The sequence below is a fragment of the Pseudomonas sp. CFBP 8758 genome (assembly GCF_014841725.1).
GTDB classification, from domain to species: Bacteria; Pseudomonadota; Gammaproteobacteria; order Pseudomonadales; family Pseudomonadaceae; genus Aquipseudomonas; species Aquipseudomonas baltica.
This window is the reverse complement of the sequence record NZ_JACYUK010000002.1, coordinates 263,151-289,881: the sequence shown is the minus strand read 5'-3', so window position 1 is coordinate 289,881 and position 26,731 is coordinate 263,151. Positions and strand designations below refer to the sequence as shown.

Here is a 26,731-nt window from a genome sequence, read left to right as displayed (position 1 = left end):
CTAGCAAAATCGACCTGCCGCACTCACCGGCCGGCTTTTGGAGACTTGCAATGACTCAGATCGCACGCTCTGGCGACACCCGTACCGAACGCCGTCTGCACGCCGAACGACTTGTCGGCCCGCAAGCTCTGCACGAGGCCCAGGCCCTGCGCTTCGCCGTGTTCAGCACCGAGCTCAACGCCCAACTCAAGAGCGCCGAGCAAGGTCTGGATATCGACGACTACGATGCCCATTGCCAGCACATCGGGGTGCGCGACCTGGCCACCGGGCGACTGGTAGCAACCACACGCCTGCTCGACCACCGCGCTGCCGACCGGCTGGGGCGCTTCTACAGCGAAGAAGAATTCAGCCTGCACGGCCTGCGCCACCTGCAAGGCTCGATCCTGGAAATCGGGCGCACCTGCGTGGCCCCCGCCTACCGCAACGGCGGCACCATCGCGGTGCTCTGGGGCGAGCTGGCGGAGGTGCTGAACGAGGGTGGCTATGATTACCTGATGGGCTGCGCCAGCATCCCGATGCAGGATGGCGGCATCCAGGCCCAGGCGATCATGCAGCGTCTGCGCGAGCGCTACCTGTGCACCGAGCACTTGCGCGCCGAGCCGAAGATGCCCCTGCCCAGCCTGGACATTCCAGGCAACGTCATTGCCGAACTGCCGCCGCTGCTCAAGGCCTACATGCGCCTGGGCGCGAAGATCTGTGGCGAGCCATGCTGGGACCCGGATTTCCAGGTTGCCGACGTGTTCATCCTGCTCAAGCGCGACGATCTCTGCCCGCGCTACGCCCGCCACTTCAAGGCGGCCGTGTGATGCCGCGCTGGCGCGTGTACGCGCGCATCCTGCGCCTGCTCTGGGTGATCGGCCTGGGCCTGACGCTGGCCGCGATGTTCAGCCTGCTGGAGCGGCTGCGCCTGCCCGACTGCATGGGCCGCCGTCAGCGCTGGTCGCGCTGGTTCATGGTGCGCCTGAGCAATGCGCTGCCGTTCGAGGTGACCGTGCAGGGCAAGTTGCCGCACAAGCCCATGCTGTGGGTCGGCAACCATGTCTCCTGGACGGACATTCCCCTGCTCGGCATGCTGGCGCCGCTTTCGTTCCTGTCAAAGGCCGAAGTTCGCACCTGGCCGGTGGCCGGCTGGTTGGCGCTCAAGGCCGGCACGCTGTTCATTCGTCGCGGCGCGGGCGACAGCCAGTTGATCCGGCGGCAGATGACCCAGCACTTGCGCAACGATCTGGATCTGATGATCTTCCCCGAGGGCACTACCACCGATGGTCACAGCCTGCGTACGTTCCATGGGCGGCTGATGTCCAGCGCCATAGACGCCGGCGTGCCGGTGCAGCCGATCGCGATCCGCTATCAGCGTGACGGCGAGCTGGATCCGATCGCGCCGTTTGTGGGCGATGATGATCTGCTGTCGCACTTGCTGCGCATCTTTGCTCAGCCCCGCGGGCAGGTGTTGATCCAGGTGCTGACACCGATCGCCAGCCTGGGCAAGGAACGCGCGGCGCTGGCCTATGAGGCTCAGGAGGCAGTGCGCTTCGCGTTGTTCGGGGAGGTTGAAGAGGTGCGGCAGGCGGCGTGAGTCAGATGTACCCAGCTGCCTCATTCGCGGGCAGAGGACTCGCCGCCCGCGAATACGTCAGTACAGTCACCGCCTCTCCCGCGCGAACCCCTGCACCACCGGATAGAACGCGCGGAAATCTTCGGTCAGTGGCGCGTACAGGGCTCGTACTTCCTCGAACCCCCCAGCCAGCCCTTCGGGCTTGGACAACCGCCGTGAGATCCCCTGCAGCACCCGCTCGATGATCTGGAAATCCCGGTACGACCCCAACCAATCCTCGGCGATCATGTGCGGCGCCATGGCCGCCAGCCGCCCCGGCAACTCGGCTTCGGCTGCCAGCACCCGATAGACATGGTCGGTGAACGCCGTCAGCGGCTGCCGGGAATAGTCCGCCCAGTGCAGCGCCAGGCAATGATCGAAAAACACATCGACGATGATCCCGGCATAGCGGCGCCGTTCGGCCGGGAAGCGGCCGATGGCGCGCAGCACCAGCGGGTGACTGTCGGTGAATGCATCGATCTGCCGATGCAGGCGAATGCCGGCCTCCATGGGCGCGCTGAAGCGCCCTGCCAGCGGGCCTTTGACGAAATCGCCATAGAGGCTGCCGAGCAGTTGCTCAGGTGCAGGACCGCCGAGATGAAGGTGTGCCAGGTAGTTCATACCGCGCAGCTTAGCACCATTGCGACTGTATCGTTATAACCCGATATAGCCGAATGACCCGTCGTTAGCACACATTCATATTTGTATATCGCGAAATACAGATATATATTTCGCTTCGTCCCGATATAAGCCGAGTACGTCATGTCCCTCGATCTCGACGAAATAATAAAAGCCCTCTCCCACCCCGTGCGCAGGGAAATCCTGGCGTGGCTCAAGGATCCCCAGGGGCAGTTTCCCGATCAGCACCACAGCACCGAAAACGGTGTATGTGCCGGGCAGATCGACCAACGCTGCGGCCTCTCGCAGTCAACCGTCTCGGCGCATCTGGCCACCCTGCAACGGGCAGGCCTGATCAGCAGCAAGAAGGTTGGCCAGTGGCACTTCTTCAAACGCAACGAGGACGTCATCCAGGCGTTTCTCGCGCAAATGAGCGCACAGCTCTGACAAGGATCTTTTCATGCCTTTATCCCTGCTGATCCTGGCGCTGAGCTCCTTCGCCATCGGCACCACCGAGTTCGTCATCATGGGCCTGCTGCCCGATGTGGCGGGCGACCTCGGCGTCAGCATTCCCAGCGCCGGCTGGCTGGTCACCGGCTACGCCTTGGGCGTGGCCATCGGCGCGCCGTTCATGGCCCTGGCCACCGCGCGCCTGCCGCGAAAAGCGGCGCTGGTGGTGCTGATGGGCATCTTCATCGTCGGCAACCTGCTCTGCGCCATCGCCAGCGACTACAACGTGCTGATGTTCGCTCGGGTGGTCACCGCGCTGTCCCACGGTGCCTTTTTCGGCATCGGCTCGGTTGTGGCTGCAGGGCTGGTGGCACCCAACAAGCGTGCCTCGGCGGTGGCCTTGATGTTCACCGGCCTGACACTGGCCAACGTGCTGGGCGTGCCATTGGGCACTGCGCTGGGCCAGGCGGCGGGCTGGCGCTCGACGTTCTGGGTGGTCACCCTGATCGGCGTGATCGCGCTGATCGGTCTGCTGCGTTTTCTGCCAGGCAATCGCGAAGAAGCCAAGCTGGACATGGTCGCCGAACTGTCGGCCCTCAAGGGCGCCGGCATCTGGCTGTCGCTGAGCATGACAGCGCTGTTCGCCGCGTCCATGTTCACCTTGTTCACCTACATCGCGCCGCTGCTGGGTGATGTCACCGGCATATCACCGCGCGGGGTCACCTACACGCTGCTGCTGATCGGCCTGGGCCTGACCGTGGGCAACATCATCGGCGGCAAGCTGGCCGATCGACGCCTGGGTGCCACCCTGATCGGGGTCTTCGCGGCCATGGCCGTGGTGTCCACCGCGCTGAGCTGGACCGCAGTGGCCGTCATCCCGACCGAAATCACGTTATTCCTCTGGGCCGCCGCGGCATTCGCCGCCGTGCCTGCGCTGCAGATCAACGTGGTGACCTTCGGCAAGTCGGCGCCCAACCTGGTGTCGACCCTGAACATCAGTGCCTTCAACGTCGGTAACGCCCTGGGCGCCTGGATCGGCGGCGCCGTCATCGCCGGCGGCCTGGGCCTGACCAGCGTGCCGCTGGCCGCCGCCGCACTGGCCGTGCTTGCCCTGATCGTCACCCTGATCACTTTTCGCCAGACCCGGACGCCGGACCTGGCACCCGCCACTCACTGATAGAGGCTGTCCTACATGACCACACTTTTCGACCCGATCAAGCTCGGCGCACTGGAACTGCCGAACCGCATCATCATGGCACCGCTGACCCGTTGCCGCGCCGACGAGGGCCGCGTGCCCAACCAGATGATGGCTGAGTACTACGTGCAACGCGCCAGCGCCGGGCTGATCCTCAGCGAAGCGACCTCGGTGACGCCCATGGGCGTCGGCTACCCGGATACCCCTGGCATCTGGTCCAACGACCAGGTTCGCGGCTGGGCCAACGTCACCCAGGCCGTGCACGCCGCCGGTGGCCGGATCATGCTGCAGCTGTGGCACGTGGGCCGGATCTCGCATTCGCAATACCTGAACGGCGAGCTGCCGGTGGCCCCCAGCGCAATCGCCGCCGACGGCCACGTCAGCCTGGTGCGCCCGATCACCGGTTTCGAAACCCCACGGGCACTGGAAACCGCTGAAATCGCCGACATCGTCGAGGCCTATCGAGTGGGCGCGGAAAACGCCAAGGCTGCGGGCTTCGATGGCGTGGAAATCCACGGCGCCAACGGTTACCTGCTCGACCAGTTCCTGCAGAGCAGCACCAACCAGCGCACCGACGCCTATGGCGGCTCCCTGGAAAACCGTGCACGGCTGCTGCTGGAAGTGACCGATGCGGCCATCGACGTCTGGGGCGCCGACCGTGTCGGCATGCACCTCTCGCCACGTGCCGACCTGCACGACATGGGCGACGGCAACCGTGCCGAAACCTTCACCTATGTTGCCCGCGAACTCGGCAAGCGCGGCATCGCGTTCATCTGTGCCCGCGAGAAGGAAGGCGAGGACAGTTTGGCCGCGCAACTGCGTGATGCGTTTGGCGGTCCGTACATCGTCAACGAGCGTTTCGACAAGGCGTCGGCCAACGCTGCCCTGGCCAATGGCATCGCCGACGCCGTGGCCTTCGGCGTGCCGTACATCGCCAACCCCGACCTGCCGGAGCGCCTGCAGGCCGACGCGCCATTGAACGAGCCACACCCCGAAACGTTCTACGCCAAGGGCGCTGCGGGCTACCTGGACTACCCGCGCATGTAAGCGGCAGGCCGGGCCGCCGCCAGGCGTGCCCGGCCGTTCAGCGTCGCAGCTGGCTGATCTGCTGCTGCAGGTTCTGTACCTGACTCTGCAGCGTGTTCAAGCTGCGCGTGGCCTGTCCGCGGAACGCATCGAACTCGCTGATGCTGGGGCCACTGGTGGCCGCCGGTCGATTGTCCTGCTCGCTCTTGAGCACGATGAGATCCTGCTCCAGGCGTTCGAGCTGCGCGCCCGGATTGCTCTTCTTCAACGCGGCAAGCTCGCCGTCCACGCTGTCCAGACGTGCCTGCAACTTGCCGGTGTCCGGCTGTGCCTGCTTCAACGTCGCAAGCTCGGTCGCCAGTGCCTTCAACTGCGTCTGCAATTGCTCGTTGAGCGTCTGCTGCGCAGCCACCTGAGACGCGGCCTGTTCCAGACGGGTCTGCAAGGTGCTCTGCTGGCCGGCCACGCCACTCTGTTGCTGAGTCTGCTGCGCCAGCTGGTCCTGCAACTGCTTGATTTCGACCCGCATCGCTTCGCTACCCGATACGGCAGTGGACTGGGTGTTGGCCACTTTGCCGCTGATGTCCTGCAGGCGCCCCGCCGCTTCTTCGCTGATGCGCGCAAAACTCTCCTGAGTGGCCACCAGTTGCTGCTCCATCAAATTGATCTGCTGGAAACTCCACCAGCCCAGGCCGCCCAGGGCGATGAACAACGCGCCGATCAGCGCCCACAGCGCACCCGTGCTGGGCGCCTTGACGCGCACCACCGGCGTGTTGCGCGAGTACAACGCGTCGCGATCGCGCCCGCCGCCCACTGGGGCAAACTCGTGGTCGTCGCGGGTATCACCACGCAAACTGGGCAGGTTGTCGTCGAAGTCGTCGGGAGCATCTTTGCGCATGTGAGAAACCTTTGTGTCACGGGGTAATGGCCAGGACCGCGAGTATACCCTTGCAACGGCGGGCACTGGCCGACCACCCGGGCGATTGGCTCAACCGCCGGGCGTGCCCTGGGCACGCCACCAGCCACAGAATTCATCCAGCGATGCCCACACGGACGTGCGTGGCTCGTAGCCCAGGTAATGCCGGGCGCGATTGATATCCAGGGTGAAATGCTCGTGCAAGGCCTGGACTTCAAAACGCGACAACCGCGGTCGGGGTTGGCCTGGCCACAGCAGGCACGCCGACTCGCACACCGCAGCACTGCCGTGGGCCAGGCCGAAGTCGCGGTAGCGACGTACCTGGGGCAACTCCAGCTGACGCATCACGTAGTTGATCACATCCCACAGCGGAATCGGCGCGCCATTGCTGATGTTGTAGACCTGGTTGAGCGCGGTATCGCCCGCCGTCAGAGCGCCCAGCAGTGCCTGGTTGAGGTTCTGCACGCTGGTGAAGTCGACCTTGTTCAAGCCGTCGCCGATGATCCGCAGGCGATTCTTGCGCTGCATCTCGATCAACCGCGCGAACTGCTGCCCGTCGCCGGCGCCGGTCACCCTGTGCGCTCGCAGCACGATGGTTTCCAGGCCGAACTCGGCAGCGCCGAGCACCTTGCGCTCGGCCAGCCATTTGCTGCGCGCGGCATGCCCGCGCAGACGTCCCGGTACCTGCTCTTCCTTGACTGCCAGGTGGCTGCGACCGTCGAAACAGACCGCTGCCGAAGACAGATACACCAGCCGCTGCACGTGCTCCTTGAGACAGGCCTCGACGACGTTCTCGGTGACCTCGACATTGGCCTGCTGGAACATCTGGGCGCGGCCCCAGGTACCTGCGGCACCGGCGCAATGGACCACGGCGTCGACGCCGATGCACAGGCGCTTGGCCAGGTCGGGGTCGAGCAGGTCGCCCTGCATGAACTGTGCGCCGCGTCGTACCAGATGCTCGACCCCTTCGGCCCGGCGACCGTTGATGCGCACTTCAAGCCCCTGCTCCAACGCCAGGCGCGTGAAGCGCCCGCCGATGAAGCCGCTTGCGCCGGTAACCAGAATCTTCATGAATTGCTCCGCTGTGCATCGTTCAATGTGTTACCGCAGCACGACCTCGGGAAGGTCCTGCAGCGTTCTTCGAGGTCACTCTCTGCTCGGCACCATGGCTGTGAGCAACCGGGCCGCTAGCGGTAGACGCACCCAGGGCTCACAGCGGCACCAACCAGCTTGCGGCGCCCTCGCGCAGATGCCGGGTGAGGCGCTCGAGCAATTGCCCACCGTTGCGCCAGTGATGCCAGTACAACGGTACGTCCACCGGATGCCCGGTGACGATCTCGATCAGGCTGCCGTCGGCCAGTGCATCCTCGACCTGCAGCTCGGGGACCATGCCCCAGCCCATCCCGGCCTTGGCCAACCGGTTGAACCCTTCCGACGACGGGCACAGGTGATGGAGAAAACCTTCCGCCAGCCCCAGCGACGCCAGAAAACGATGTTGCAGATAATCGTCGGGGCCGAACACCAGCGCAGGCGTGCGGGGCAGATGGGCCGGGTCGAAGCCTGCGGGAAAATGCCGAGCCATGAACTCAGGGCTGGCCAGCGCGCGATAGCGCATGGCCCCCAGCAACAGACTGCGCGCCCCGGCCAGGGGCCGCTCGCTGGCACACAGGCAGGCGGCCACTTCACCGGCGCGCATGCGCTTGAGCCCGACGTCCTGATCCTCCACCACGTGGTCCAGCAGCAATTGCTCGCGAATGCTGAAGTCCGCGACCGCGCCGGCCCACCAAGTGCCCAGGCTGTCCGCGTTCAAGGCAATCCGCAGGCGCTCGGGCATGCCCTGTTCATCCAGCGCCGGCACCTGCCCCTGCAGGTCACGCTCGAGCAAGCGTACCTGCTGCACATGGTTGAGCAGGCGGCGGCCGATATCGGTGGGTGCCGGCGGCGTGACGCGAATCAGCACGGGCTGGCCCACTCGCGCCTCGAGCAGCTTGATCCGCTGCGACACGGCCGACTGAGACAGGCCCAGCACCTGCGCGGCGCGCTCGAAGCCCGTTTGCTCCACCACGGCGGCCAGCGCGGCGAGCAGCTTGTAATCGAACATCAGATTTCCTAATGAGTGATCAGCACTATTGCTTTTTCTTATACCGCGCCGCCCCTCACAATGGCCAGCATCAAATGGGAGATACAGCGATGTGGCAGAGTTACTTGAACGGTTTGCTGGTCGCGTTCGGCCTGATCATGGCGATCGGCACGCAGAACGCTTTCGTTCTGGCGCAGAGCCTGCGCCGTGAGCATCACCTGCCCGTGGCGCTGCTGTGCGTGGTATGCGATGCGCTGCTGGTGGCTGCGGGTGTGTTCGGCCTGGCCACGGTACTGGCGCACAATCCGACCTTGCTGGCGGTGGCACGCTGGGGCGGTGCGTTGTTTCTGCTCTGGTACGGCGTCAAGGCCCTGCGCCGTGCCTGCTCGCGGCAAAGCTTGGAACAGGCCGGCACCGCCGGATTGCGCTCGCGCAGGGCGGTGCTGCTCAGCGCCCTGGCGGTGACCCTGCTCAACCCCCACGTGTATCTGGACACGGTCCTGCTGATCGGCTCGCTCGGCGCCCAGCAAAGCGTGCCTGCCGCCTATGTCGCCGGCGCCACCAGCGCATCGCTGCTGTGGTTCTTCGGCCTGGCCCTGGCTGCGGCGTGGCTGGCGCCCTGGCTGGCGCGGCCCAACACCTGGCGCCTGCTCGATCTGATGGTGGCGGTGATGATGTTCGCCGTAGCCGCGCAACTGGTATTCGCCTGAAACCGTCAGTCTGGCCACGCAAAGGCTCTGGAACCTCTATTCCACACAGTTGTTGCGTGGTTAAGCCACTATGCCGATGCTATGATCCGGCACTGCGTCGCAAAGAGTAAAAACTCGCCGACGTTTTCCAGGCCGCCCGTGATCGGCCTTGCGCAAACCGCAACAGACCTGATTAGGAGAATCACCATGGCTTTCGAATTGCCGCCGCTGCCCTACGCCCACGATGCCCTGCAGCCGCACATCTCCAAGGAAACCCTGGAGTATCACCACGACAAGCACCACAACACCTATGTCGTGAACCTGAACAACCTGGTGCCTGGCACCGAGTTCGAAGGCAAGACCCTCGAAGAGATCGTCAAGTCGTCTTCCGGTGGCATCTTCAACAACGCCGCCCAGGTCTGGAACCACACCTTCTACTGGAACTGCCTGGCGCCAAACGCCGGCGGCCAGCCTACCGGTGCCCTGGCCGAAGCCATCAACACCGCGTTCGGCTCGTTCGACACCTTCAAGGAAGAATTCACCAAGACGTCGGTCGGCACCTTCGGTTCCGGCTGGGGCTGGCTGGTGAAGAAAGCCGACGGTTCCCTGGCCCTGGCCAGCACCATTGGTGCCGGCAACCCGCTGACCAACGGCGATACCCCGCTGCTGACCTGCGACGTCTGGGAACACGCCTATTACATCGACTACCGCAACGTCCGCCCCAAGTACGTCGAGGCGTTCTGGAACCTGGTGAACTGGGACTTCGTTGCCCAGCAGTACGAAGGCCAGGCGTTCACCGCCTGACCTGCTGCACTGTTGAAAAGCCCGGCCTTCGTGCCGGGCTTTTTTGTGCCTGCCTGCATACGCCGAAGGCACGCTTCGTTTACCTTGTTGCTACATGGCCGCTCAAGAATACGTCCGGGTCGGCCGACACACTGGCGCGTCCTCCGGTATTCAAGACCATCGGTACGGCTCGCGCACATTTGTGGCTTTACGGCTTACGGTAAGTTGCCAATACTCATGGCATCTTGATGCCAAGCGTTCGAAACAAGGAATTGCCATTGAAGCTGGAAGTCAGGAACAGCTTGTCCGTCAAGTTGCTTCGCGTGGTACTGATGTCGGCACTGGTCGTGGGCATGGTGCTCAGTTGTGCGCAAATCGTCTTCGATGGCTACAAGACCCGCCAGGCCATCTCCGCCGATGCCGAGCGGATCCTCGCCATGTTCCGCGATCCGTCGACCCAGGCGGTCTATAGCCTGGACCGGGAAATGGGCATGCAGGTCATCGAAGGGTTGTTCCAGGACGATGCCGTGCGCCAGGCTTCCATCGGCCATCCCGACGAACCCATGCTCGCCGAACGTTCGCGTCCGCTGCAGAGCCTGACCAGCCGCTGGCTGACCGATCGCATCCTGGGCCAGGAGCGCAGCTTCAGTACACGCCTGATCGGCCGCGGGCCCTACAGCGAATACTACGGCGACCTGCACATCACCCTGGACACCGCCACCTATGGCGAGGATTTCATCGTCAGCTCGGTGATCATCTTCATCTCCGGCACCTTGCGCGCGCTCGCCCTGGGTCTGTTGCTGTACCTGATCTATCACTGGCTGCTGACCAAGCCGTTGTCGCGGATCATCAAACACCTGCTGCAGATCAATCCCGACCGCCCCGGCGAGTACCAATTGCCGTTGCCGCGCGGCCATGAACACAACGAGCTGGGCCTGTGGGTGAACACCGCCAATCAACTCCTGGCCTCCATCGAGCGCAACACCCAACTGCGCCACGAAGCCGAAGACAGCATGCTGCACATGGCCCAGCATGACTTCCTGACCGGCCTGGCCAATCGCGTGCAATTGCAGCAGCAACTGGACAAGGTCCTGCTCGACGCCCATCGCCTGCAGCGGCGGGTGGCGGTGCTGTGCGTCGGCCTCGACGACTTCAAGGGCATCAACGAACAGTTTGGCTACCAGACCGGTGACCAGTTGCTGCGCGCGCTGGCCGATCGCCTGCGGGCCCACAGTGGCAGGTTCGGCACCCTGGCCCGCCTGGGCGGCGATCAGTTCGCACTGGTCCAGGCCGACATCGAACAACCTTACGAAGCGGCAGAACTGGCCCAGCGCATTCTCGACGACCTCGATGCCGCCTTCCCGCTCGACCCGCACTCCATTCGCCTGCGCGCAACCATCGGCATCACCTTGTTTCCCGAAGACGGCGACAGCACCGAAAACCTGCTGCAGAAAGCCGAGCAGACCATGACCCTGGCCAAGGTCCGCTCGCGCAACCGCTACCAGTTCTACATTGCCAGCGTCGACACCGAGATGCGCCGGCGCCGCGAGCTGGAAAAAGACCTGCGCGAGGCACTGGCACGCAATCAACTGCATCTGGTGTACCAGCCACAGATCAGCTACCGCGACCACCGGATCGTCGGCGTCGAGGCACTGCTGAGGTGGCAGCATCCCGAGCACGGCCTGGTGCCACCCGATCAGTTCATTCCGCTGGCCGAGCAGAACCGCAGCATCATTGCCATCGGCGAGTGGGTGCTGAACGAGGCCTGCAGCCAACTGCGCGAGTGGCACGACCAGGGTTTCAGCGGCTTGCGCATGGCGGTCAATCTGTCGACCGTGCAGTTGCATCACAACGAACTGCCGCGGGTGGTCAGCAACATCCTGCAAATGTACCGCCTGCCGCCGCGCAGCCTCGAACTGGAAGTCACCGAAACCGGCCTGATGGAGGACATCAGCACCGCCGCGCAGCACCTGCTGAGTCTGCGACGCTCGGGTGCGCTGATCGCCATCGACGACTTCGGCACGGGCTATTCTTCGCTCAGCTACCTGAAGTCACTGCCACTGGACAAGATCAAGATCGACAAGAGTTTCGTCCAGGACGTGCTCAACGACGAGGACGACGCGACCATCGTCCGGGCGATCATCCAGCTGGGCAAGAGCCTGAACATGCAGGTGATCGCCGAAGGCGTGGAAACGCTGGAGCAGGAAGCGTACATCGTCGCCCAGGGCTGTCATGAGGGCCAGGGCTACCTCTACAGCAAACCCCTGGCCGCTCGCGAACTGACCGCCCTGCTCAAGCAATCCGAGCGCAGCCGTACCAGCCTGGCGCGGACTCCGTCGCAAACCTAGCGGCAGACATGCCAGCCTGAAGGTTTTTTCACATTAACCCTTTACAGAAAATGCAAATCTTTCGCATTATGGCGCAGTTTTGCGCGCCACAGGCGCGCCCGCTCGCCACTCTTGACGCAGGATTTCGCCATGATTCGTACGCCCCTGGCCACCGCCAGTCTGCTGGCCATCGCCATCGCTCTTGCCGGCTGCGACAGCAAGGACAAGCAAACCACCACCGCTGCCCAGGCCCCAGCCCCGGCTGCATCCGCCCCGGCGGCCCCGGCTGCGGTGCCCACGGCCTCCGGGACTCTGGACGAGGCGGCCGCCAAGGCCGTGGTTGCCCATTACGCCGACATCGTGCACGCCACCTTCGAAGACGCGCTGAGCACTGCCCAGACGCTGCAGAAAGCCGTGGACGCCTTCCTTGCCGCACCCAGCGACGCCACCCTGAAGGCCGCACGCGACGCCTGGGTAGCCTCGCGCCCTGCCTACCTGCAGACCGAAACCTTTCGCTTCGGCAACACCCTGATCGACGATTGGGAAGGCCAGGTCAATGCCTGGCCGCTGGACGAAGGCCTGATCGACTACACCGACAAGAGCTACGAACACGCCCTGGGCAACCCGGGCGCGACTGCCAACATCATCGCCAACAAGGAAATCCAGGTCGGTGAAGACAAGGTCGACGTCAGCGAAATCACTCCCGAGAAGCTTGCCAGCCTGAACGAGCTGGGCGGTTCGGAGGCCAACGTCGCCACCGGCTACCACGCCATCGAATTCCTGCTCTGGGGCCAGGACCTCAACGGTACCGGCCCTGGCGCCGGCAACCGCCCCGCCTCCGACTACCTGGACGGCGCGGGCGCCACCGGCGGCCACAACGATCGCCGTCGCGCCTACCTCAAGGCCGTCACCGATCTGCTGGTCAGCGACCTCGAAGAGATGCTCGCCAACTGGAAGCCCAACGTGGCCGACAACTACCGCGCCACGCTGGTCGGCGAACCGGTCGACAGTGGCCTGCGCAAAATGCTTTTCGGCATGGGCAGCCTGTCGCTCGGCGAACTGGCCGGCGAACGCATGAAGGTCGCGCTCGAAGCCAACTCGCCGGAAGACGAGCACGACTGCTTCAGCGACAACACGCACAATTCCGCCTTCTACAATGCCAAGGGCATCCGTAACGTGTACCTGGGCGAGTACACCCGTACCGACGGCACCAAGCTGACCGGCGCCAGCCTGTCCTCACTGGTGGCCAAGGCCGACCCGGCTGCCGATACCGCGCTCAAGGCCGATCTGGCCGACACCGAAGCGAAGATGCAGGCCATCGTCGACCGCGCCAACAAGGGCGAGCACTTCGACCAGTTGATCAGCGCCGACAACGCCGCCGGCCAGCAGGTGGTACGCGATGCAATCGCCGCCCTGGTCAAGCAGACCGGCGCAATCGAACAGGCCGCCGGCAAACTGGGCATCACCGATCTGAACCCGGACACCGCCGATCACGAGTTCTGATTCAACCGGGGGCTGCACTGGAGAAGGCTACGCCGACGCCAGTTGCAGCCCCCATGCGTCGGCCGAACATCCGCTTCCTTCACCACAGCTTTTCACCCATGCGCCCATCCCTGCCCCGTGTCGTCTTCCTGCTCCTGGCCTGCGGCCTGGTCGGGTGTGACGACGCCCCGCGTTTCACCCAGGCAGAGCCGGGCGAAGCACAGAGCGCGGGGCAGGCCACCGTGCGCAAATTCGATGTCAACGCCTACTCCATGCCCTCGGCCAATCTTTCGCCGGTCCGACGCCTGGATTTCAGCGTGGGCAACAGCTTCTTCCGCAGCCCCTGGGTCATCGCGCCGTCTACCACCACCGCGCGTGACGGCCTGGGGCCGCTGTTCAATACCAATGCCTGCCAGAACTGCCACATCAAGGATGGCCGCGGCCATCCGCCCGAAGACAACGCGCTCAGCGCCGTCTCCATGCTGGTCCGCTTGTCGCTGCCCGACAGCCCGCATTACCTGCGCGAGATCGAACGCCTGGGCGTGGTGCCCGAGCCGGTCTACGGCACACAGCTGCAGGATATGGCCATCCCTGGCCACGTGCCCGAAGGCAAGGTGAGGGTCACCTATCAAAGCGTGCCGGTGCGCTTCAAGGACGGCACTCTGGTCGAGCTGCGCCAGCCGCAGTTGCAGATCAGCCAATTGGGCTACGGCCCACTGCATCCCGACACACGCTTCTCTGCGCGGGTCGCACCACCGATGATCGGCCTGGGCCTGCTCGAAGCAATCAGCGAAGCGGATATCCTGGCCAATGCCCGCAACCAGGCCGATAGCGCCGGGCCGATCAAGGGTCGGCCCAACCAGGTATGGGACGACAGCCAAGGCCGCAGCGTGCCTGGCCGCTTCGGCTGGAAAGCCGGACAGCCCAATCTGAACCAGCAGAATGTCCATGCCTTTTCCGGCGACATGGGGCTGACCACCACGCTGCGACCCTTCGATGACTGTACGGCGGCGCAAACCGATTGTCGCCAGGCGGTCAACGGCAATGGCCCGGGCGGGGAACCCGAAGTCAGTGATAACATTCTGCGTCTGGTGTTGTTCTACACCCGCAACCTGGGTGTGCCTGCGCGCCGCGACGTCGACTCGCCGCAGGTCCTGGCCGGCAAGAATCTGTTCTATCAGGCCGGCTGCCAGGGTTGCCACGTGGCGCAATACACCACGGCCAGCGACGCGGCGGAGCCCGAGCTGCGCAGCCAGACGATTCGCCCCTACACCGACCTGCTGCTGCACGACATGGGCCCCGGCCTGGCCGACGGCCGCAGCGAGTTCAAGGCTGGCGCACAGGACTGGCGCACGCCGCCGCTGTGGGGCATCGGCCTGAGCGAAACGGTCAGCGGGCATAGCCAGTTTCTCCACGACGGTCGCGCGCGCAACCTGCTCGAAGCCGTGCTGTGGCACGGCGGCGAAGCCGAAGCGGCCAGGCAACAGGTATTGCAATTCGACGCCCAGCAGCGCGCTGCGCTGCTGGCGTTCTTGAACTCTCTCTAGATGAACACACGTTTCAGGAGCCTACATGTTCCGTCCCAAGCTGCTCTTCACCGGCCTCGCCGCCCTGGCACTGGGTGCCTGCTCGCCGCAAGATCGGCAAGCCGTTACCAGTGCGGCCATCGCCAAGCAGGTCATCCTGCCGACCTATAGCCGCTGGGTGGAGGCCGATCGGCAACTGGCTGCCAGCGCCCTGGCGTTCTGCCAGGGTACGCAGCCACTGGATGCCGCGCGTGCCGATTTCCTCAAGGCGCAAAGAGCCTGGGCCGAGCTGCAACCGTTGCTGATCGGGCCGCTGGCCGAGGGCAACAAAGCCTGGTCGGTGCAGTTCTGGCCGGACAAGAAGAACCTCGTCGGCCGTCAGGTCGAGCAACTGGCCAACGCCGAGCAACCCATCGACGCACAGGGTTTGGCCAAGGCCAGCGTGGTCGTGCAGGGGCTGTCGGCCTATGAGTACATCCTGTTCGACAGCAAGCCGGAAATTGCCGATGCCGCGCAGAAAGCACGCTACTGTCCACTGCTCAGCGCCATTGGCGAGAGGCAGAAAGCGCTGGCCGAAGAAATCCTCGCCAGTTGGAACAGTGCCGACGGCATGCTCGCGCAGATGACCAAGTTTCCCAACCAGCGCTACGCCGACTCCCACGAAGCCATCGCCGATGTGCTGCGTGCGCAGGTCACCGCACTCGACACCCTGAAGAAAAAGCTCGGCGCGCCCATGGGCCGCCTCAGCAAGGGTATTGCCCAGCCCTACCAGGCCGAGGCCTGGCGCAGCGCGCAGTCGATGCACAGCGTGCGGGCGAGCCTGGCGGCCGCCCAGACCGTCTGGGTCGGTGTCGACGGCAAGGGCCTGCGCGGCCTGTTGCCCGCCGAGCAGAAACCCCTGGCCGACAAGATCGACGCCGCCTACGCCGCGTCCATGAAGCTGCTCGACGGCAATACCCGCAACCTCGGTGAACTGCTCGGCGACGATGCCGGCAAACAGTTCCTCAACACCCTCTACGACAGCCTCAACGTGGTCCACCGTCTGCACGAAGGCGAACTGGCCCGCGCCCTGAACATCCAGCTGGGCTTCAATGCCAACGACGGTGACTGACGATGATTGTACGCTCGGCGCAGAAGCTGACCCACGTACTGCTCAAGGCACTGACCCTGGGCAACTGGACGCTGGCCCGGCATCCGCAGCGCGAACCGCTGCTGTTGTCTGCGCGCGACGATGCCGATGGCGGGCACTACGCCGTGGGTTATCGGCTGGACGGCCGCGAGGTGTTCGCCACGCAGGTAGGCCAACGCTGCCATGACATCGTCACGCACCCGACGCTGCCCGTGGCGCTGTTCGTGGCTCGCCGTCCCGGCACCGAAAGCTACTTGATCGATCTGCACGACGGCGTGTTGCTGCAGACCCTGGCATCCCAGGCAGATCGGCACTTCTATGGCCACGCAGTAGTGCACAAGGATGGCGAGTGGCTGTACGCCACCGAGAACGACACCACCGATCCAGGCCGTGGCGTTCTGGGGGTCTACCGCTTCGTCGACGGACGCCTGGTGCACAGTGGCGAACTGTCCACCCATGGCATCGGCCCTCATCAGGTATCGTGGATGCCGGACGGCGAAACCCTGGTGGTGGCCAATGGCGGTATTCGGACCGAGGCCGAAAGCCGGATCGAGATGAATCTGGATGCCATGCAGCCGAGCCTGGTGATGATGCAGCGCGATGGCACCCTGCTGAGCAAGGAGTGCCTGGAACAGCCGATGAACAGCGTGCGGCACCTGGCAATCGGCAGCGACGCTACCGTCTTCGCCTGCCAGCAATTCATGGGGCCTGCCCATGAAAGCGCGCCGCTGTTGGCGGTCAAGCGTCCCGGCCAGCCCTTCGAAGCCTTTCCCGTTTCGCTGACGCAATTGCAATCCATGGGGCACTACACCGCCAGCGTTGCGGTGCACAGCGAGTTGCGCCTTGTGGCGCTGACGGCGCCGAGGGCCAACCGCTTCTTCATCTGGGACATGGACAGTGGTGCGGTCAGGCATGACGGCACCTTGCCCGATTGCGCAGGCGTGGGGGCTGTGGAAGACGGTTTCGTGGTGACTTCGGGGCAAGGCCGCTGCCGCCATTATGACTGCCGAGCAGCGCAGCTAGTGGGCATGCCGCTGCAATTGCCATCGGGGCTTTGGGACAACCACCTGTACCTGGCTTGAGCCAGTGCAACGTGAGCCAGCGAACTGGCTCGGGAATTCAACCCTGGGTGCGCACGCCTTGGCTCAGGCCCAGCATGAACAGGATGAAATCCTTGTCCGGGGTCACTGCGATGTGCGCCTTCTGCGACCGGGGCAATGGGCAATTGCCCTCACCGTGGGCCGCACTGACAATGGCCGAGCGGGGTTGTTCCCACGCCGCTGCCGCCGCAGTGGCCACCCCCAGGGCTGCCACCAGAAACAAACCTCGTGCCATTTCTAGTTTCATCACGCTAAACCTTTGATGGAGCTGCCGAATGCCGCTTCATAAAGGTAGATCAACTTCTGCCAGTCGGGTGCACTGAACGACGAATGGCGACGCAGCTGCTTCATGTCGTGGGAGGCAGCTTGCTGCGCGGTCATGCGCTGACGGCACTTCTCCAGGTCCAGCAGCGCTACCTCACCGCGTGCATTGCTGCCCTCGCCTGTCACGCGCACGAACACATGCTTGATATAGATGCAGCTGTGCTGCCAGCGGCCGCGGTGCATGCGCGCCAGATTGGTCGCCAGGCTCTGCAGAATCTGCTCGTGGACCGCTTCGCCGTGGCGTTCGCGGCCCCCGCCCTGCAGCCAGTGCTCATACTCCTCGAAACCGTCCAAGGAACGCGTCACCAGCAGTGCGCGCCACTGATTGTTCTCGTCGCGCTGCGTACCGCAGAAGATCATCTTCGGTACATTGACGTCGAGCTGGTAGAGCGCGGTCAACGCATCGCGTTCGCGCAGCACCGTTGGGCGACCGAACGGGTGCAGCCAGCTGCGGTAGATATGCCCGACCTGGCGCTTGACGTAGATCATCTGCCCGTCGGCAGCGAACAGGCGTTGCACGCCGCTTTCACCGCCGCGCCTGACATTAGGCTCTTCCACCCAGGCACCCTGCTGCCGCCAATAGTGATCGAAGTCGGCATCTCCGCTCGCCGTGCCTGCCGTCATACCTTCAACCGCCATCCTGCTTACCCCTTACGTAGAACGTATACTCGCCACATGGCGTACATCGGTAAAAAGTCCAGGCGTTCCTGGATACGGAAGCCGGCCTGGATGAACTCCGCTTCAACGGTTGCCGCCGGCAACACGAAGCGGTTCTGATACCCATCCTGCTCGTTGTGCAGGCGTCGACGCTGCTCGGCCCGCTCACGCTTCCAGGCCTTGAAGTTGCCATCGACCCACAACGACAACACCACACTGTCACGCGTCACTCGATGAAACTGCTTGAGGATCGTCATGCGGTGCTCGGCCTCGCCGATGTGGTGCAGCAACCTCATGCAGAAAATACTGTCCACCGAATTGTCCGGCAGGGCCACATCGAATGCCGAGGTCTGCAGCGGCTGCACCCGTCCAACGATGTGCGCCGGCTGTGAAGCGCAAGCGGTTTCCACCATGGCCGCAGAGTTGTCCGCACCAATGATCACCCGGTTCTGCTTCTCCGCCAGCAGCGGCCAGAAACGACCGGCGCCGCACGGCAGGTCTAGCACCAATCCAGGCTCGCCGACCAGGGCCAGGGCTTTGCGGGCCAGCTGTTCGTCACGTCGGTGCGACATGCGTCGAGCAAAACTGTTGCGGTGTTTGTCGAAATACTTCTGCGCGTGAGCGCGATCGTACTTATCGGAAAATTCCAGCTTCACGGGATCGGACATGGGCACGCCTCCAGGACAGTGGCGCACACCTTATTCATCCAACCGTCATGGCTAGGTCATGTCATTGTGAAAAATTTGTCAGAAGTTTCCGAGCTGATACAGGATATTTCCTACAATAATTGCACCTGGGGTGCGAAGCAAGCATCACCCCAGGGCTTGCTTGCCAAGGCCCAGCTCCACACTGAAGCGACAGCCATGAGGCTCGACGGCCTCCAGATGGACTTGCCAGCCCTGGTCCTCGCAGATCCGCTGGACCAACGACAGACCCAGGCCTAGACCTTCTCCACGCTTCTCCGGGCCGCGCACGAACGGCTGGAACATGGCCTCGCGCTGGGCCTCGGGGATCCCTACACCGCTGTCTTCCACATGGAAGCCGCTCGCCCCCAGCGTCAGACGAATGAAACCCTGATCGGTGTAGTGCAGGGCATTGCGCAGCAGGTTGCCCATCACGGCGTGAAGAAAAGCACCGTTGTAGGTCTGCGCCAAGGGCGCGCCAGCGACGAACTCAAGGGCCAGGCCTTTCTTTTCGATGGCTGGTCGCCATTGGGTCAGCAGCGCTTCGGCTACCTGACCCAGAGTGGCCGGCGTGGCTCTGCCGCTGTCGTCGCGCTGGGCCCGCGCCAGCATCAGGAAGGTCTGCACCAGGTCACGCATGTCTTCGCAGGCTCGGGCAATGCGCAGCACCTGCGCACGGGAACGCTCCGGCAGCGCCGGATTCTCCAGCAGCAGCTCGCAGGAGCTGGCGAGCACCATCAACGGCGTGCGCAGTTCATGGCTCACGTCGCTGGTAAACAGCCGTTCGCGGGTCAAGGCATCGCGCAGGCGGCCAAGGGTGGCATCGAAGGCCACGGCCAGCTCGCCGACTTCGTCGGCCGTATAGTCCGGTGCCAATGGCGGTGCCAGGCCAAGAATCTGATCACGATGGCGCACCTGGCGGGCCAGGCGCACCACGGGCGCCATGACCTTGCGTGCCAAGACCCAGCCAAGAAAGATCGCCAGGGCCAGACTGAGCACGAAGCCCACCAGCACCACGGCGAACAGCACTCTTTCGCGCTCTTCGAAATCGCTCTGATCCTGCAGCAAGGCGTAACGACGACCGTCGACTACCTCGATCATCGCGTGGTAGGAAAGGTCGCCGCGAAACACTTCGTGGAAGCCGCGTGGCAGATGCCTCACATCGGCAGTGAGCGCGAAGTCGCCCGGACCGTTATCGTAGTAGAACAACTGATCGGGTTCGGGGCGATGGCTCCAGTCGGCCGCGTTGTCCATCAGCAGCAGCCGCTGCAGGTCGCCGCCCAGGCCTGCGGATATCAACCGCTCCTCCACCAGGTGCACGGTAGCCACGATACCGACCGCGAACGCCCCTGCGACCAGCGCACTCATCAAGGCAAACGCGATGATGATGCGTTGCGCGAGGCTCTGCTTAAACTCCATCGCGGCCTTCGGCAAGACGGTAACCGACACCGTGCACGGTGTGCAGCAAGGGCTTCTCGAACGGCTTGTCGATCACCTGGCGCAGCTGATGGACGTGGCTGCGCAGGCTGTCGCTGTCGGGGCAGTCATCGCCCCACAGAGCTTCCTCGAGCACTTCGCGGCGCAGCACATGGGGGCTCTTCTGCATCAGCACGGCGAGCAGCTTGAGGCCAACCGGGTTGAGCTTGAGCAGGCGGCCCTCGCGGGTGACCTCGAGGGTGTCGAGGTCGTAGATGAGATCGCCCACCTGCAGCGAGCGACGACCGCCGCCCTGGGCCCGGCGCAGGACCGCTTCGATGCGTGCTGCCAGCTCCGACAGGGCAAACGGCTTGAGCAGGTAGTCGTCGGCGCCGGAACGAAAACCCTGCAGGCGATCGTCCAGCTGGTCGCGCGCGGTGAGCATGATCACCGGCGTATCGCGCCGGGCATCTTCGCGCAGGCGCTTGCACAGCGTATAGCCATCGATGCCCGGGAGCATGATGTCGAGCACGATGAGGTCGTAGTGCTCGGTCGCCGCCAGGTGCAATCCGGACAGGCCGTCCTGGGCGCAGTCGACGGTGTAGCCTTTCATACCCAGGTAATCGGCCAGGTTGGCCAGGATGTCGCGGTTGTCTTCAACCAGTAGGATTCGCATGGGCAGGTCTCCGAGTGCTGCTGTCGCCCCGGCGGGGCTCGCGCAGCTTATAGGCTGGGCAGGCATAAAAAAACCCCGGCCATCGCTGGCCGGGGTTTTTCTTACCTGAGGACAGGTAGAGCGCGGGGCTCGCTTACATCATGCCGCCCATGCCACCCATGCCGCCCATGTCTGGCATGCCGCCGCCAGCCGAGCCTTCGGCTTTCGGCTTGTCGGCAATGGCCGCTTCGGTGGTCAGGATCAGACCACCGATGGAAGCTGCAGCCTGCAAGGCCGAACGGGTCACCTTGGTAGGATCCAGGATGCCCATTTCGATCATGTCGCCGTAGACGCCAGTTGCAGCGTTGTAACCGTAGTTACCATTGCCGTTCTTGACTTCGTTGACGACGACGCTTGGCTCGTCGCCGGAGTTTGCAGCGATCTGGCGCAGCGGTGCTTCGACTGCGCGACGCAGTACAGCTATACCTACGTTCTGATCAGCGTTGTCGCCGGTCAGGTTGGTCAGCGCTTCCAGAGCACGGATCAGTGCAACGCCACCGCCAGGTACCACGCCTTCTTCGACGGCTGCGCGGGTTGCGTGCAGGGCGTCTTCAACGCGGGCTTTCTTCTCTTTCATTTCAACTTCGGAGCCAGCGCCAACCTTGATCACTGCAACGCCGCCAGACAGCTTGGCCAGACGTTCCTGCAGTTTTTCACGGTCGTAGTCCGAGGAAGTTTCGGCAACCTGGGCACGGATCTGGTTGATACGGGACTGGATGTCGCCTTCAACGCCAGCACCGTCGACGATGATGGTGTTTTCCTTGGAAATGGTCACGCGCTTGGCGCTGCCCAGGTTTTCCAGGGTGGCACTTTCCAGGCTCAGGCCGATCTCTTCGGAGATAACGGTACCGCCGGTCAGTACGGCGATGTCCTGCAGCATGGACTTGCGACGATCGCCGAAGCCCGGCGCCTTGACGGCAGCGACTTTGACGATACCGCGCATGTTGTTCACGACCAGAGTCGCCAAGGCTTCGCCTTCGACGTCTTCGGAAACGATCAGCAGTGGGCGGCCGGCCTTGGCAACAGCTTCCAGCACCGGAAGCATTTCACGGATGTTGGAGATTTTCTTGTCGACCAGCAGGATCAGCGGGCTGTCCAGCTCGGCGACCATGGTCTCAGGCTTGTTGACGAAGTACGGGGACAGGTAGCCACGGTCGAACTGCATGCCTTCTACAACCGACAGCTCGTTTTCCAGGCCACTGCCTTCTTCAACGGTGATCACGCCTTCTTTACCGACTTTTTCCATGGCTTCGGCAATGATGTCGCCGATGGAGCTGTCGGAGTTGGCGGAGATGGTGCCGACCTGAGCGATGGCCTTGGTATCGGCGCACGGCTTGGACAGGTTTTTCAGCTCGGCAACAACGGCGATGGTCGCCTTGTCGATGCCGCGCTTGAGGTCCATCGGGTTCATGCCGGCAGCGACGGCCTTGTAGCCTTCGTTGACGATGGCCTGAGCCAGAACGGTAGCGGTCGTGGTGCCGTCGCCTGCGTCATCGTTGGCACGGGAGGCAACGTCTTTGACCAGCTGCGCGCCCATGTTTTCGAAACGGTCTTCGAGCTCGATTTCCTTGGCAACGGAAACGCCGTCCTTGGTGATGGTCGGAGCGCCGAAGCTCTTCTCGATGATCACGTTACGGCCTTTCGGGCCCAGGGTCGCTTTTACCGCGTCAGCCAGGACGTTGACACCAGTCAGCATTTTCTTGCGGGCGGAGTCGCCGAATTTAACTTCTTTAGCAGCCATGATCGATTTCCTTGAATACTGGGTAGTAACGGGAGTTCAGTGGTTTCAGCCTTCGACGACGGCGAGGATCTCGCTCTCGCTCATCACCAGCAGGTCTTCACCGTCGACCTTGACGGTGTTGCTGCCCGAGTAAGGGCCGAATACCACCTTGTCACCCACTTTGACGGCCAGCGCACGAACTTCGCCGCTCTCCAGGATCTTGCCGGTGCCCACTGCGACGATTTCGCCACGGTTGGGTTTTTCAGCGGCCGAACCTGGCAGAACGATACCGCCAGCGGTTTTGGACTCTTCTTCGCTGCGACGGATAACGACGCGGTCATGCAGAGGACGAAGCTTCATTGTCGATCTCTCCTAATTATGGTTTTCATCGGCCGGTGTGTACCGGCGGTGTGGATCTTCCGGCGTAACCGGTCGCGTCTTGCACCGCAAGACGCGGGAACATGTGTGGCGCAATCGCCACAAACCTTGCGGTGACCCATACATGAGGTCGGCGCGAGCGATTACAAGGGCCGGGCTGAAAAAATTTGCAGGCAAAGCTGCAAGAGAAACGGCGCCCGAGGGCGCCGTTGACAGGTTGCAGCAGGTGTTCAGCGGTCCGGACGCGACGTGTCGCGACCGACCACTTCGCCTTCGATCACCTCGCCTTCGATGACGTGAGCCCGGTAGGCCTGGGCCGGGCCACCCGGGGGCGGCATGTCGTCGGCGAACGCGCGCTGGCGCATGGCTTGCGCCTGGGCACGCTCGCGTACCTTGCGGATCAGGAAGTGCCGGGTGAATGGCAGCAGGCACAGCACGGCCAGCAGATCGCTGATGAAGCCGGGCACGATCAGCAGTACGCCGCCGACGGCGGTGACCAGACCATTGAACATCTGCTCGGCAGGCAGCTCGCCGCGCTGCAGGCTGGCTCGGGTACGCAGGACGGTGGCCAGCCCGGCGACGCGCATGACCAGCACACCCAATGCCGAACCGGCGATGATGAGCAGCAGCGCGGGAAAGAACCCGATCGCCGTGCTCACCTTGAAGAAGACGTACAGTTCCAGCACGGGGAACAACAGGAACAGCAATAGAAAAGCGCGCATCAAATGGTTTCCTCTACGGAAGAATGCCTTCCAGTAGACCCTAGATGACGTCAATAAATCGTTAATTCAAGGTGGCGACCCATCAGTCGCTTAGGCCAGTCCCGCGAAACCCGCGCCAGCCGGGCCTCGCAGACTTGTGTCGGCGTATTGCAATGTTACCAGGCGACACCGAAACCGGCGGTGTAGCGGGTACTGTCCAGGTCCGCACCACTGGTGCCGCTGACCAGGTCCTTCTCGGCCTTGAGGTTCAACGACGCCCATTCGGTAACCTTGTAGCGCAGGCCCATTTCGGCATCCAGGCTGTAGTCGGCGACGTTGCCGATCGGCTTGCCGAGTTCGCCGCGGGTGAAGAACTCGACCGTCTTGCCGATCAGGTAGCGGTTGTAGTCCCACTTCATGGCCAGCGAATAGAAGTTGTCCTTGTCGCCGTCGGCATACTGGTAGTCGGTGCGGTTGATCAAGCCACCGAGGGAGAACGCACCCAGTTCGTCGTCCCAGAACTGGTAGCCCGGGCCGGTACCCACGGTGCGCTGACGCTCCAGGTCCTCGATCTTGTCACGCTTGTAATCAACCCGGCCCTGCCAGAACCACTGATCGGTGAGGAAGCGGTCAAGGGAGTATTCGAGATCGAAATTGTCGGTCGTGACGATGCTGTCCTGGGACTCGCGGTTGTACTCGCCAGAGCCGATATGACGCCACTTGCCGTGCCTGGCGGTGGTCTTGAAGGCGACGTTGTAGTCGTCCGTATCGGTTTCGGCGCGCTTGTAGTCCAGGCCCAAATCGACGTTGCCCTTGATCTGCAGATCGGTGACCACCGGCTTGGGTTTGATGATCTGCTGGATGCTGGCCAACTCGACGGTCTTCGGTGCATCACCGTTCTGCAGGATGACTTTGCCGTCTTCGGCGGCCTTGAACGACTTGGTTTTCTCGCCGATGTAGTCATCCTGCTTGACCAGCAGTTCCTGGTCGCTTTCCATAGTCTTGATCTGTTTCCAGTCCAGAGGAATCGAACCACCGTATTCAGTCTTCACCATCAGCTTGCCACCGTCGAACACGGTAATCTTCCCGGAGATACGGTCGCCGTTCTTCAACCAGACTGTATCGGCAAACGTCACGGTGGAGGTGGAAGCCAGGGCAAGGCACAGCAGGGTTCTAGGCAACATAGGCGGATTCTGGGTGCTCTGAAGTGTAGGAAATGCGGCATTATTCGGTAGGACAAGATCCGAGCAAGGACAGACCCCGAGATGACAGACGAGTTCAATTCTCAACTGCAAAATACTCCGGATCAGGCTGCGGCCGTTCGCCGCACTGCGCTGTACACCGTGCTGGCTCAGGTACCGGAAGGCAAAGTGGTGACCTATGGACAGTTGGCCGAACTGGCCATGCTCGGGCGCGCGGCCCGCTGGGTCGGACGTACCCTGAGCCAACTGCCGGACGGTACCCGCCTGCCCTGGCACCGTGTGGTTGCCGCCGGCGGGCGGCTGAGCCTGGCGGCAGGCACGTGCAGCGGGGCCGAACAACGCGCACGCCTGCGTGGCGAAGGCGTGCTGATCATGAAGAATCGCGTGGATATGGCACGCCATGGCTGGCGTCCGGAGCAGGCATGCGGTTAGAGTGCGCGCTTTGTTTCGCAAACTGAGGCAGATTCCAGCCCATGCCCCGTAAAACCTGGCGCGCCGCGCTCGCCGCTTATGCCAGCCCTTCCACCGTTGTGCTTCTGCTGCTCGGTTTCGCTGCCGGCCTGCCGTACATGCTGGTGTTTTCAACCCTGTCGGTGTGGTTGCGTGAAGCGGGCGTCGCCCGTGAAACCATCGGTTACGCCAGCCTGATCGGTCTGGCCTATGCCTTCAAATGGGTATGGTCGCCGCTGCTCGACCAGTGGCGGCTGCCACTGCTCGGCAAGCTGGGCCGGCGTCGTTCCTGGCTGGTTCTGGCCCAGGCTCTGGTGATCCTCGGCCTGGTGGGCATGAGTTTCTGCGACCCGCAGAAGCATCTGTCGTGGTTGATCGCGATTGCCGTGGTGGTCGCGTTCGCCTCGGCCACTCAGGACATCGCGGTAGACGCCTACCGCCTGGAAATCGCCGAAGACCAGCGCCAGGCCGCCCTCGCCGCCAGCTACATGGCCGGCTATCGCGTGGCCGCGCTGCTGGCCACCGCCGGTGCGCTGTACTTCGCCGAAGGCTTCGGTTCCACCGGCTTCGCCTATCTGCACCAGGCCTGGGCCAACACGTACCTGCTGTTCGGTGTGCTGATGGTACCGGCACTGATCACTACCCTGATCATGCGCGAACCCCCGGTAGCCCTGCGCACGCAATTGTCCGCAGCGCGCTACGGCTTCAGTCACCAACTGATGTCGGTGTTCGTGCTGATCGTGTTGCTGGTGTCGGTGCCGGCGATGTTCACCCAGTTGTACAACACCGATTTTGCCAGCGTGCTGTTCGGCAGCCAGAGCCTGATCGACCTGCTGCTCGAGGACCGGGCATTCCTGCGTGCGCTGCTCTACATAATCCTGACTGCGGTGTGCCTGTCTTCGGTCGGTCGCCGCGGGTTGGCTCCCGTGCTCACACCGATCAACGATTTCATCCTGCGCTACCGCTGGCAGGCATTGCTGCTGCTGGGCCTGATCGCGACCTACCGGATGTCCGATACGGTGATGGGTGTCATGGCCAACGTCTTCTACATCGACCAAGGCTTCACCAAGGACCAGATCGCCAGCGTCAGCAAAATCTTCGGCCTGATCATGACCCTGCTCGGCGCGGGCTTCGGCGGCCTGCTGATCGTGCGCTTCGGCATCCTGCCCATTCTGTTCATCGGTGGCATCACTTCGGCGGGGACCAACCTGCTGTTCCTCATGCTGGCCGACATGGGGCCGAATCTGCAGATGCTGGTGCTGACCATCTCGCTGGACAACTTCAGCTCCGGGCTCGCCACTTCGGCCTTCGTCGCCTACCTGTCGAGCCTGACCAACCTCAAGTTCTCGGCGACCCAATACGCCCTGCTGAGCTCGATCATGCTCCTCCTGCCGCGCCTGATCGGGGGCTACTCAGGGGTCATGGTCGAGAAGTTCGGCTACCACAATTTCTTCCTCATCACTGCCCTGCTCGGTGTGCCGACCCTGCTGCTGATCGCCCTGCACTGGAAGCAGGAGAATGCCCGCATCGCGCGCGACGGGCCTGACGAAGAACCCTCCTGACAAAAAAA

27 protein-coding genes are annotated in these 26,731 nt (G+C 63.4%); 14 read left to right on the top strand and 13 right to left on the bottom strand.

The window, feature by feature from the left end; all coding sequences use genetic code 11:
• Nucleotides 1–50: 50 nt before the first annotated feature.
• Both olsB and IFT75_RS05150 read left to right on the top strand, forming a co-directional pair.
• Nucleotides 51–806, top strand: a complete 756-nt coding sequence (olsB, locus tag IFT75_RS05155) for an L-ornithine N(alpha)-acyltransferase (protein ID WP_192053635.1) — start codon at nucleotides 51–53, stop codon at nucleotides 804–806.
• Nucleotides 806–1,576 (top strand): lysophospholipid acyltransferase family protein, encoded by a 771-nt coding sequence (locus IFT75_RS05150; protein ID WP_192053632.1) that lies wholly within the window; start codon nucleotides 806–808, stop codon nucleotides 1,574–1,576. Before olsB ends, IFT75_RS05150 begins: the two co-directional genes overlap by 1 nt.
• Nucleotides 1,577–1,642: 66 nt before the next feature.
• On the opposite strand, the gene IFT75_RS05145 is transcribed toward IFT75_RS05150, so the two are convergent.
• Nucleotides 1,643–2,215, bottom strand: coding sequence for an acyl carrier protein phosphodiesterase (locus IFT75_RS05145; RefSeq protein WP_192053630.1), 573 nt, complete (start codon nucleotides 2,213–2,215; stop codon nucleotides 1,643–1,645).
• A gap of 141 nt (nucleotides 2,216–2,356) precedes the next feature.
• On the opposite strand from IFT75_RS05145, the gene IFT75_RS05140 reads away from it, so the two are divergent.
• The 3 genes from IFT75_RS05140 to IFT75_RS05130 are packed head-to-tail and all read left to right on the top strand — an operon-like array spanning nucleotide 2,357 to nucleotide 4,904.
• Nucleotides 2,357–2,659, top strand: a complete 303-nt coding sequence (locus IFT75_RS05140; protein ID WP_043186925.1) for an ArsR/SmtB family transcription factor — start codon at nucleotides 2,357–2,359, stop codon at nucleotides 2,657–2,659.
• Nucleotides 2,660–2,672: 13 nt separating this feature from the next.
• The gene (locus IFT75_RS05135) at nucleotides 2,673–3,839 is read left to right on the top strand and encodes an MFS transporter (protein WP_185794012.1); all 1,167 of its coding nucleotides are present in this window, start codon (nucleotides 2,673–2,675) and stop codon (nucleotides 3,837–3,839) included.
• Between the two features lie 15 nt (nucleotides 3,840–3,854).
• Nucleotides 3,855–4,904 (top strand): alkene reductase, encoded by a 1,050-nt coding sequence (locus IFT75_RS05130; RefSeq protein ID WP_192053628.1) that lies wholly within the window; start codon nucleotides 3,855–3,857, stop codon nucleotides 4,902–4,904.
• A 37-nt stretch (nucleotides 4,905–4,941) separates the two neighbouring features.
• On the opposite strand, the gene IFT75_RS05125 is transcribed toward IFT75_RS05130, so the two are convergent.
• From IFT75_RS05125 to IFT75_RS05115, 3 genes are all read right to left on the bottom strand, one after another.
• Nucleotides 4,942–5,781: an ATPase gene (locus IFT75_RS05125; protein ID WP_192053627.1), complete on the bottom strand. Its 840-nt coding sequence runs from the start codon at nucleotides 5,779–5,781 to the stop codon at nucleotides 4,942–4,944.
• Nucleotides 5,782–5,871: 90 nt separating this feature from the next.
• Nucleotides 5,872–6,870, bottom strand: coding sequence for an NAD-dependent epimerase/dehydratase family protein (locus tag IFT75_RS05120; RefSeq protein WP_192053625.1), 999 nt, complete (start codon nucleotides 6,868–6,870; stop codon nucleotides 5,872–5,874).
• A gap of 139 nt (nucleotides 6,871–7,009) precedes the next feature.
• Nucleotides 7,010–7,900: a LysR family transcriptional regulator ArgP gene (locus IFT75_RS05115; RefSeq protein WP_192053623.1), complete on the bottom strand. Its 891-nt coding sequence runs from the start codon at nucleotides 7,898–7,900 to the stop codon at nucleotides 7,010–7,012.
• Nucleotides 7,901–7,989: 89 nt separating this feature from the next.
• Here IFT75_RS05115 and IFT75_RS05110 point away from each other — a divergent pair, with 89 nt between their 5' ends.
• From IFT75_RS05110 to IFT75_RS05080, 7 genes are all read left to right on the top strand, one after another.
• Nucleotides 7,990–8,589: a LysE/ArgO family amino acid transporter gene (locus IFT75_RS05110; RefSeq protein ID WP_122479435.1), complete on the top strand. Its 600-nt coding sequence runs from the start codon at nucleotides 7,990–7,992 to the stop codon at nucleotides 8,587–8,589.
• A gap of 186 nt (nucleotides 8,590–8,775) precedes the next feature.
• On the top strand, nucleotides 8,776–9,372 hold the full coding sequence (locus IFT75_RS05105; protein ID WP_122479436.1) for a superoxide dismutase: 597 nt from the start codon (nucleotides 8,776–8,778) through the stop codon (nucleotides 9,370–9,372).
• Between the two features lie 257 nt (nucleotides 9,373–9,629).
• Nucleotides 9,630–11,699 (top strand): putative bifunctional diguanylate cyclase/phosphodiesterase, encoded by a 2,070-nt coding sequence (locus IFT75_RS05100; RefSeq protein ID WP_122479437.1) that lies wholly within the window; start codon nucleotides 9,630–9,632, stop codon nucleotides 11,697–11,699.
• Nucleotides 11,700–11,828: 129 nt separating this feature from the next.
• On the top strand, nucleotides 11,829–13,181 hold the full coding sequence (locus tag IFT75_RS05095) for an imelysin family protein (protein WP_122479438.1): 1,353 nt from the start codon (nucleotides 11,829–11,831) through the stop codon (nucleotides 13,179–13,181).
• A gap of 98 nt (nucleotides 13,182–13,279) precedes the next feature.
• Nucleotides 13,280–14,707: a di-heme oxidoreductase family protein gene (locus tag IFT75_RS05090; RefSeq protein ID WP_192053621.1), complete on the top strand. Its 1,428-nt coding sequence runs from the start codon at nucleotides 13,280–13,282 to the stop codon at nucleotides 14,705–14,707.
• A gap of 25 nt (nucleotides 14,708–14,732) precedes the next feature.
• Entirely contained in the window at nucleotides 14,733–15,797 is a 1,065-nt protein-coding gene (locus IFT75_RS05085) for an imelysin family protein (RefSeq protein ID WP_192053619.1), read from the top strand.
• 2 nt (nucleotides 15,798–15,799) lie between these two features.
• The gene (locus tag IFT75_RS05080) at nucleotides 15,800–16,897 is read left to right on the top strand and encodes a DUF1513 domain-containing protein (RefSeq protein WP_185794020.1); all 1,098 of its coding nucleotides are present in this window, start codon (nucleotides 15,800–15,802) and stop codon (nucleotides 16,895–16,897) included.
• A gap of 37 nt (nucleotides 16,898–16,934) precedes the next feature.
• Here IFT75_RS05080 and IFT75_RS05075 read toward each other — a convergent pair whose 3' ends face one another.
• The 9 genes from IFT75_RS05075 to IFT75_RS05035 form a co-directional block, all read right to left on the bottom strand.
• Nucleotides 16,935–17,162, bottom strand: a complete 228-nt coding sequence (locus IFT75_RS05075) for a hypothetical protein (RefSeq protein WP_122479441.1) — start codon at nucleotides 17,160–17,162, stop codon at nucleotides 16,935–16,937.
• Nucleotides 17,162–17,878: a lipopolysaccharide kinase InaA family protein gene (locus tag IFT75_RS05070; protein WP_185794021.1), complete on the bottom strand. Its 717-nt coding sequence runs from the start codon at nucleotides 17,876–17,878 to the stop codon at nucleotides 17,162–17,164. The genes IFT75_RS05075 and IFT75_RS05070 overlap by 1 nt, the downstream gene beginning before the upstream one ends.
• 5 nt (nucleotides 17,879–17,883) lie before the next feature.
• Entirely contained in the window at nucleotides 17,884–18,564 is a 681-nt protein-coding gene (locus IFT75_RS05065) for a class I SAM-dependent methyltransferase (RefSeq protein WP_122479443.1), read from the bottom strand.
• A gap of 144 nt (nucleotides 18,565–18,708) precedes the next feature.
• Nucleotides 18,709–19,998 carry a sensor histidine kinase gene (locus IFT75_RS05060; RefSeq protein ID WP_192053618.1) on the bottom strand — a complete coding sequence of 430 codons (1,290 nt, stop codon included), beginning with the start codon at nucleotides 19,996–19,998 and terminating at the stop codon, nucleotides 18,709–18,711.
• Complete coding sequence (gene colR / locus IFT75_RS05055) at nucleotides 19,988–20,671, bottom strand: two-component system response regulator ColR (RefSeq protein ID WP_122479445.1); 684 nt, start codon at nucleotides 20,669–20,671, stop codon at nucleotides 19,988–19,990. Before colR ends, IFT75_RS05060 begins: the two co-directional genes overlap by 11 nt.
• 133 nt (nucleotides 20,672–20,804) lie before the next feature.
• A complete protein-coding gene (gene groL, locus IFT75_RS05050) occupies nucleotides 20,805–22,451 on the bottom strand; it encodes a chaperonin GroEL (RefSeq protein ID WP_122479446.1) in 1,647 nt (548 codons plus the stop codon).
• A 45-nt stretch (nucleotides 22,452–22,496) separates the two neighbouring features.
• Nucleotides 22,497–22,790 carry a co-chaperone GroES gene (locus IFT75_RS05045; protein WP_122479447.1) on the bottom strand — a complete coding sequence of 98 codons (294 nt, stop codon included), beginning with the start codon at nucleotides 22,788–22,790 and terminating at the stop codon, nucleotides 22,497–22,499.
• Between the two features lie 248 nt (nucleotides 22,791–23,038).
• Nucleotides 23,039–23,530, bottom strand: a complete 492-nt coding sequence (locus tag IFT75_RS05040) for an FxsA family protein (protein ID WP_122479448.1) — start codon at nucleotides 23,528–23,530, stop codon at nucleotides 23,039–23,041.
• A 155-nt stretch (nucleotides 23,531–23,685) separates the two neighbouring features.
• Entirely contained in the window at nucleotides 23,686–24,693 is a 1,008-nt protein-coding gene (locus tag IFT75_RS05035; RefSeq protein WP_122479449.1) for a DUF481 domain-containing protein, read from the bottom strand.
• An 81-nt stretch (nucleotides 24,694–24,774) separates the two neighbouring features.
• Between IFT75_RS05035 and IFT75_RS05030 the strand changes: the two genes are divergently transcribed.
• Both IFT75_RS05030 and IFT75_RS05025 read left to right on the top strand, forming a co-directional pair.
• Nucleotides 24,775–25,143 carry an MGMT family protein gene (locus tag IFT75_RS05030; protein ID WP_122479450.1) on the top strand — a complete coding sequence of 123 codons (369 nt, stop codon included), beginning with the start codon at nucleotides 24,775–24,777 and terminating at the stop codon, nucleotides 25,141–25,143.
• Nucleotides 25,144–25,184: 41 nt separating this feature from the next.
• Complete coding sequence (locus IFT75_RS05025; protein WP_122479451.1) at nucleotides 25,185–26,723, top strand: AmpG family muropeptide MFS transporter; 1,539 nt, start codon at nucleotides 25,185–25,187, stop codon at nucleotides 26,721–26,723.
• Nucleotides 26,724–26,731 lie beyond the last annotated feature (8 nt).

Bases quoted from the DNA above. Each gene is read 5' to 3' on its own strand.
- olsB (WP_192053635.1), top strand. From the start codon at position 51: ATGACTCAGATCGCACGCTCTGGCGACACCCGTACCGAACGCCGTCTG.
- IFT75_RS05150 (WP_192053632.1), top strand. From the start codon at position 806: ATGCCGCGCTGGCGCGTGTACGCGCGCATCCTGCGCCTGCTCTGGGTG.
- IFT75_RS05145 (WP_192053630.1), bottom strand. From the start codon at position 2,215: ATGAACTACCTGGCACACCTTCATCTCGGCGGTCCTGCACCTGAGCAA.
- IFT75_RS05140 (WP_043186925.1), top strand. From the start codon at position 2,357: ATGTCCCTCGATCTCGACGAAATAATAAAAGCCCTCTCCCACCCCGTG.
- IFT75_RS05135 (WP_185794012.1), top strand. From the start codon at position 2,673: ATGCCTTTATCCCTGCTGATCCTGGCGCTGAGCTCCTTCGCCATCGGC.
- IFT75_RS05130 (WP_192053628.1), top strand. From the start codon at position 3,855: ATGACCACACTTTTCGACCCGATCAAGCTCGGCGCACTGGAACTGCCG.
- IFT75_RS05125 (WP_192053627.1), bottom strand. From the start codon at position 5,781: ATGCGCAAAGATGCTCCCGACGACTTCGACGACAACCTGCCCAGTTTG.
- IFT75_RS05120 (WP_192053625.1), bottom strand. From the start codon at position 6,870: ATGAAGATTCTGGTTACCGGCGCAAGCGGCTTCATCGGCGGGCGCTTC.
- IFT75_RS05115 (WP_192053623.1), bottom strand. From the start codon at position 7,900: ATGTTCGATTACAAGCTGCTCGCCGCGCTGGCCGCCGTGGTGGAGCAA.
- IFT75_RS05110 (WP_122479435.1), top strand. From the start codon at position 7,990: ATGTGGCAGAGTTACTTGAACGGTTTGCTGGTCGCGTTCGGCCTGATC.
- IFT75_RS05105 (WP_122479436.1), top strand. From the start codon at position 8,776: ATGGCTTTCGAATTGCCGCCGCTGCCCTACGCCCACGATGCCCTGCAG.
- IFT75_RS05095 (WP_122479438.1), top strand. From the start codon at position 11,829: ATGATTCGTACGCCCCTGGCCACCGCCAGTCTGCTGGCCATCGCCATC.
- IFT75_RS05090 (WP_192053621.1), top strand. From the start codon at position 13,280: ATGCGCCCATCCCTGCCCCGTGTCGTCTTCCTGCTCCTGGCCTGCGGC.
- IFT75_RS05085 (WP_192053619.1), top strand. From the start codon at position 14,733: ATGTTCCGTCCCAAGCTGCTCTTCACCGGCCTCGCCGCCCTGGCACTG.
- IFT75_RS05080 (WP_185794020.1), top strand. From the start codon at position 15,800: ATGATTGTACGCTCGGCGCAGAAGCTGACCCACGTACTGCTCAAGGCA.
- IFT75_RS05075 (WP_122479441.1), bottom strand. From the start codon at position 17,162: ATGAAACTAGAAATGGCACGAGGTTTGTTTCTGGTGGCAGCCCTGGGG.
- IFT75_RS05070 (WP_185794021.1), bottom strand. From the start codon at position 17,878: ATGGCGGTTGAAGGTATGACGGCAGGCACGGCGAGCGGAGATGCCGAC.
- IFT75_RS05065 (WP_122479443.1), bottom strand. From the start codon at position 18,564: ATGTCCGATCCCGTGAAGCTGGAATTTTCCGATAAGTACGATCGCGCT.
- IFT75_RS05060 (WP_192053618.1), bottom strand. From the start codon at position 19,998: ATGGAGTTTAAGCAGAGCCTCGCGCAACGCATCATCATCGCGTTTGCC.
- colR (WP_122479445.1), bottom strand. From the start codon at position 20,671: ATGCGAATCCTACTGGTTGAAGACAACCGCGACATCCTGGCCAACCTG.
- groL (WP_122479446.1), bottom strand. From the start codon at position 22,451: ATGGCTGCTAAAGAAGTTAAATTCGGCGACTCCGCCCGCAAGAAAATG.
- IFT75_RS05045 (WP_122479447.1), bottom strand. From the start codon at position 22,790: ATGAAGCTTCGTCCTCTGCATGACCGCGTCGTTATCCGTCGCAGCGAA.
- IFT75_RS05040 (WP_122479448.1), bottom strand. From the start codon at position 23,530: ATGCGCGCTTTTCTATTGCTGTTCCTGTTGTTCCCCGTGCTGGAACTG.
- IFT75_RS05035 (WP_122479449.1), bottom strand. From the start codon at position 24,693: ATGTTGCCTAGAACCCTGCTGTGCCTTGCCCTGGCTTCCACCTCCACC.
- IFT75_RS05030 (WP_122479450.1), top strand. From the start codon at position 24,775: ATGACAGACGAGTTCAATTCTCAACTGCAAAATACTCCGGATCAGGCT.
- IFT75_RS05025 (WP_122479451.1), top strand. From the start codon at position 25,185: ATGCCCCGTAAAACCTGGCGCGCCGCGCTCGCCGCTTATGCCAGCCCT.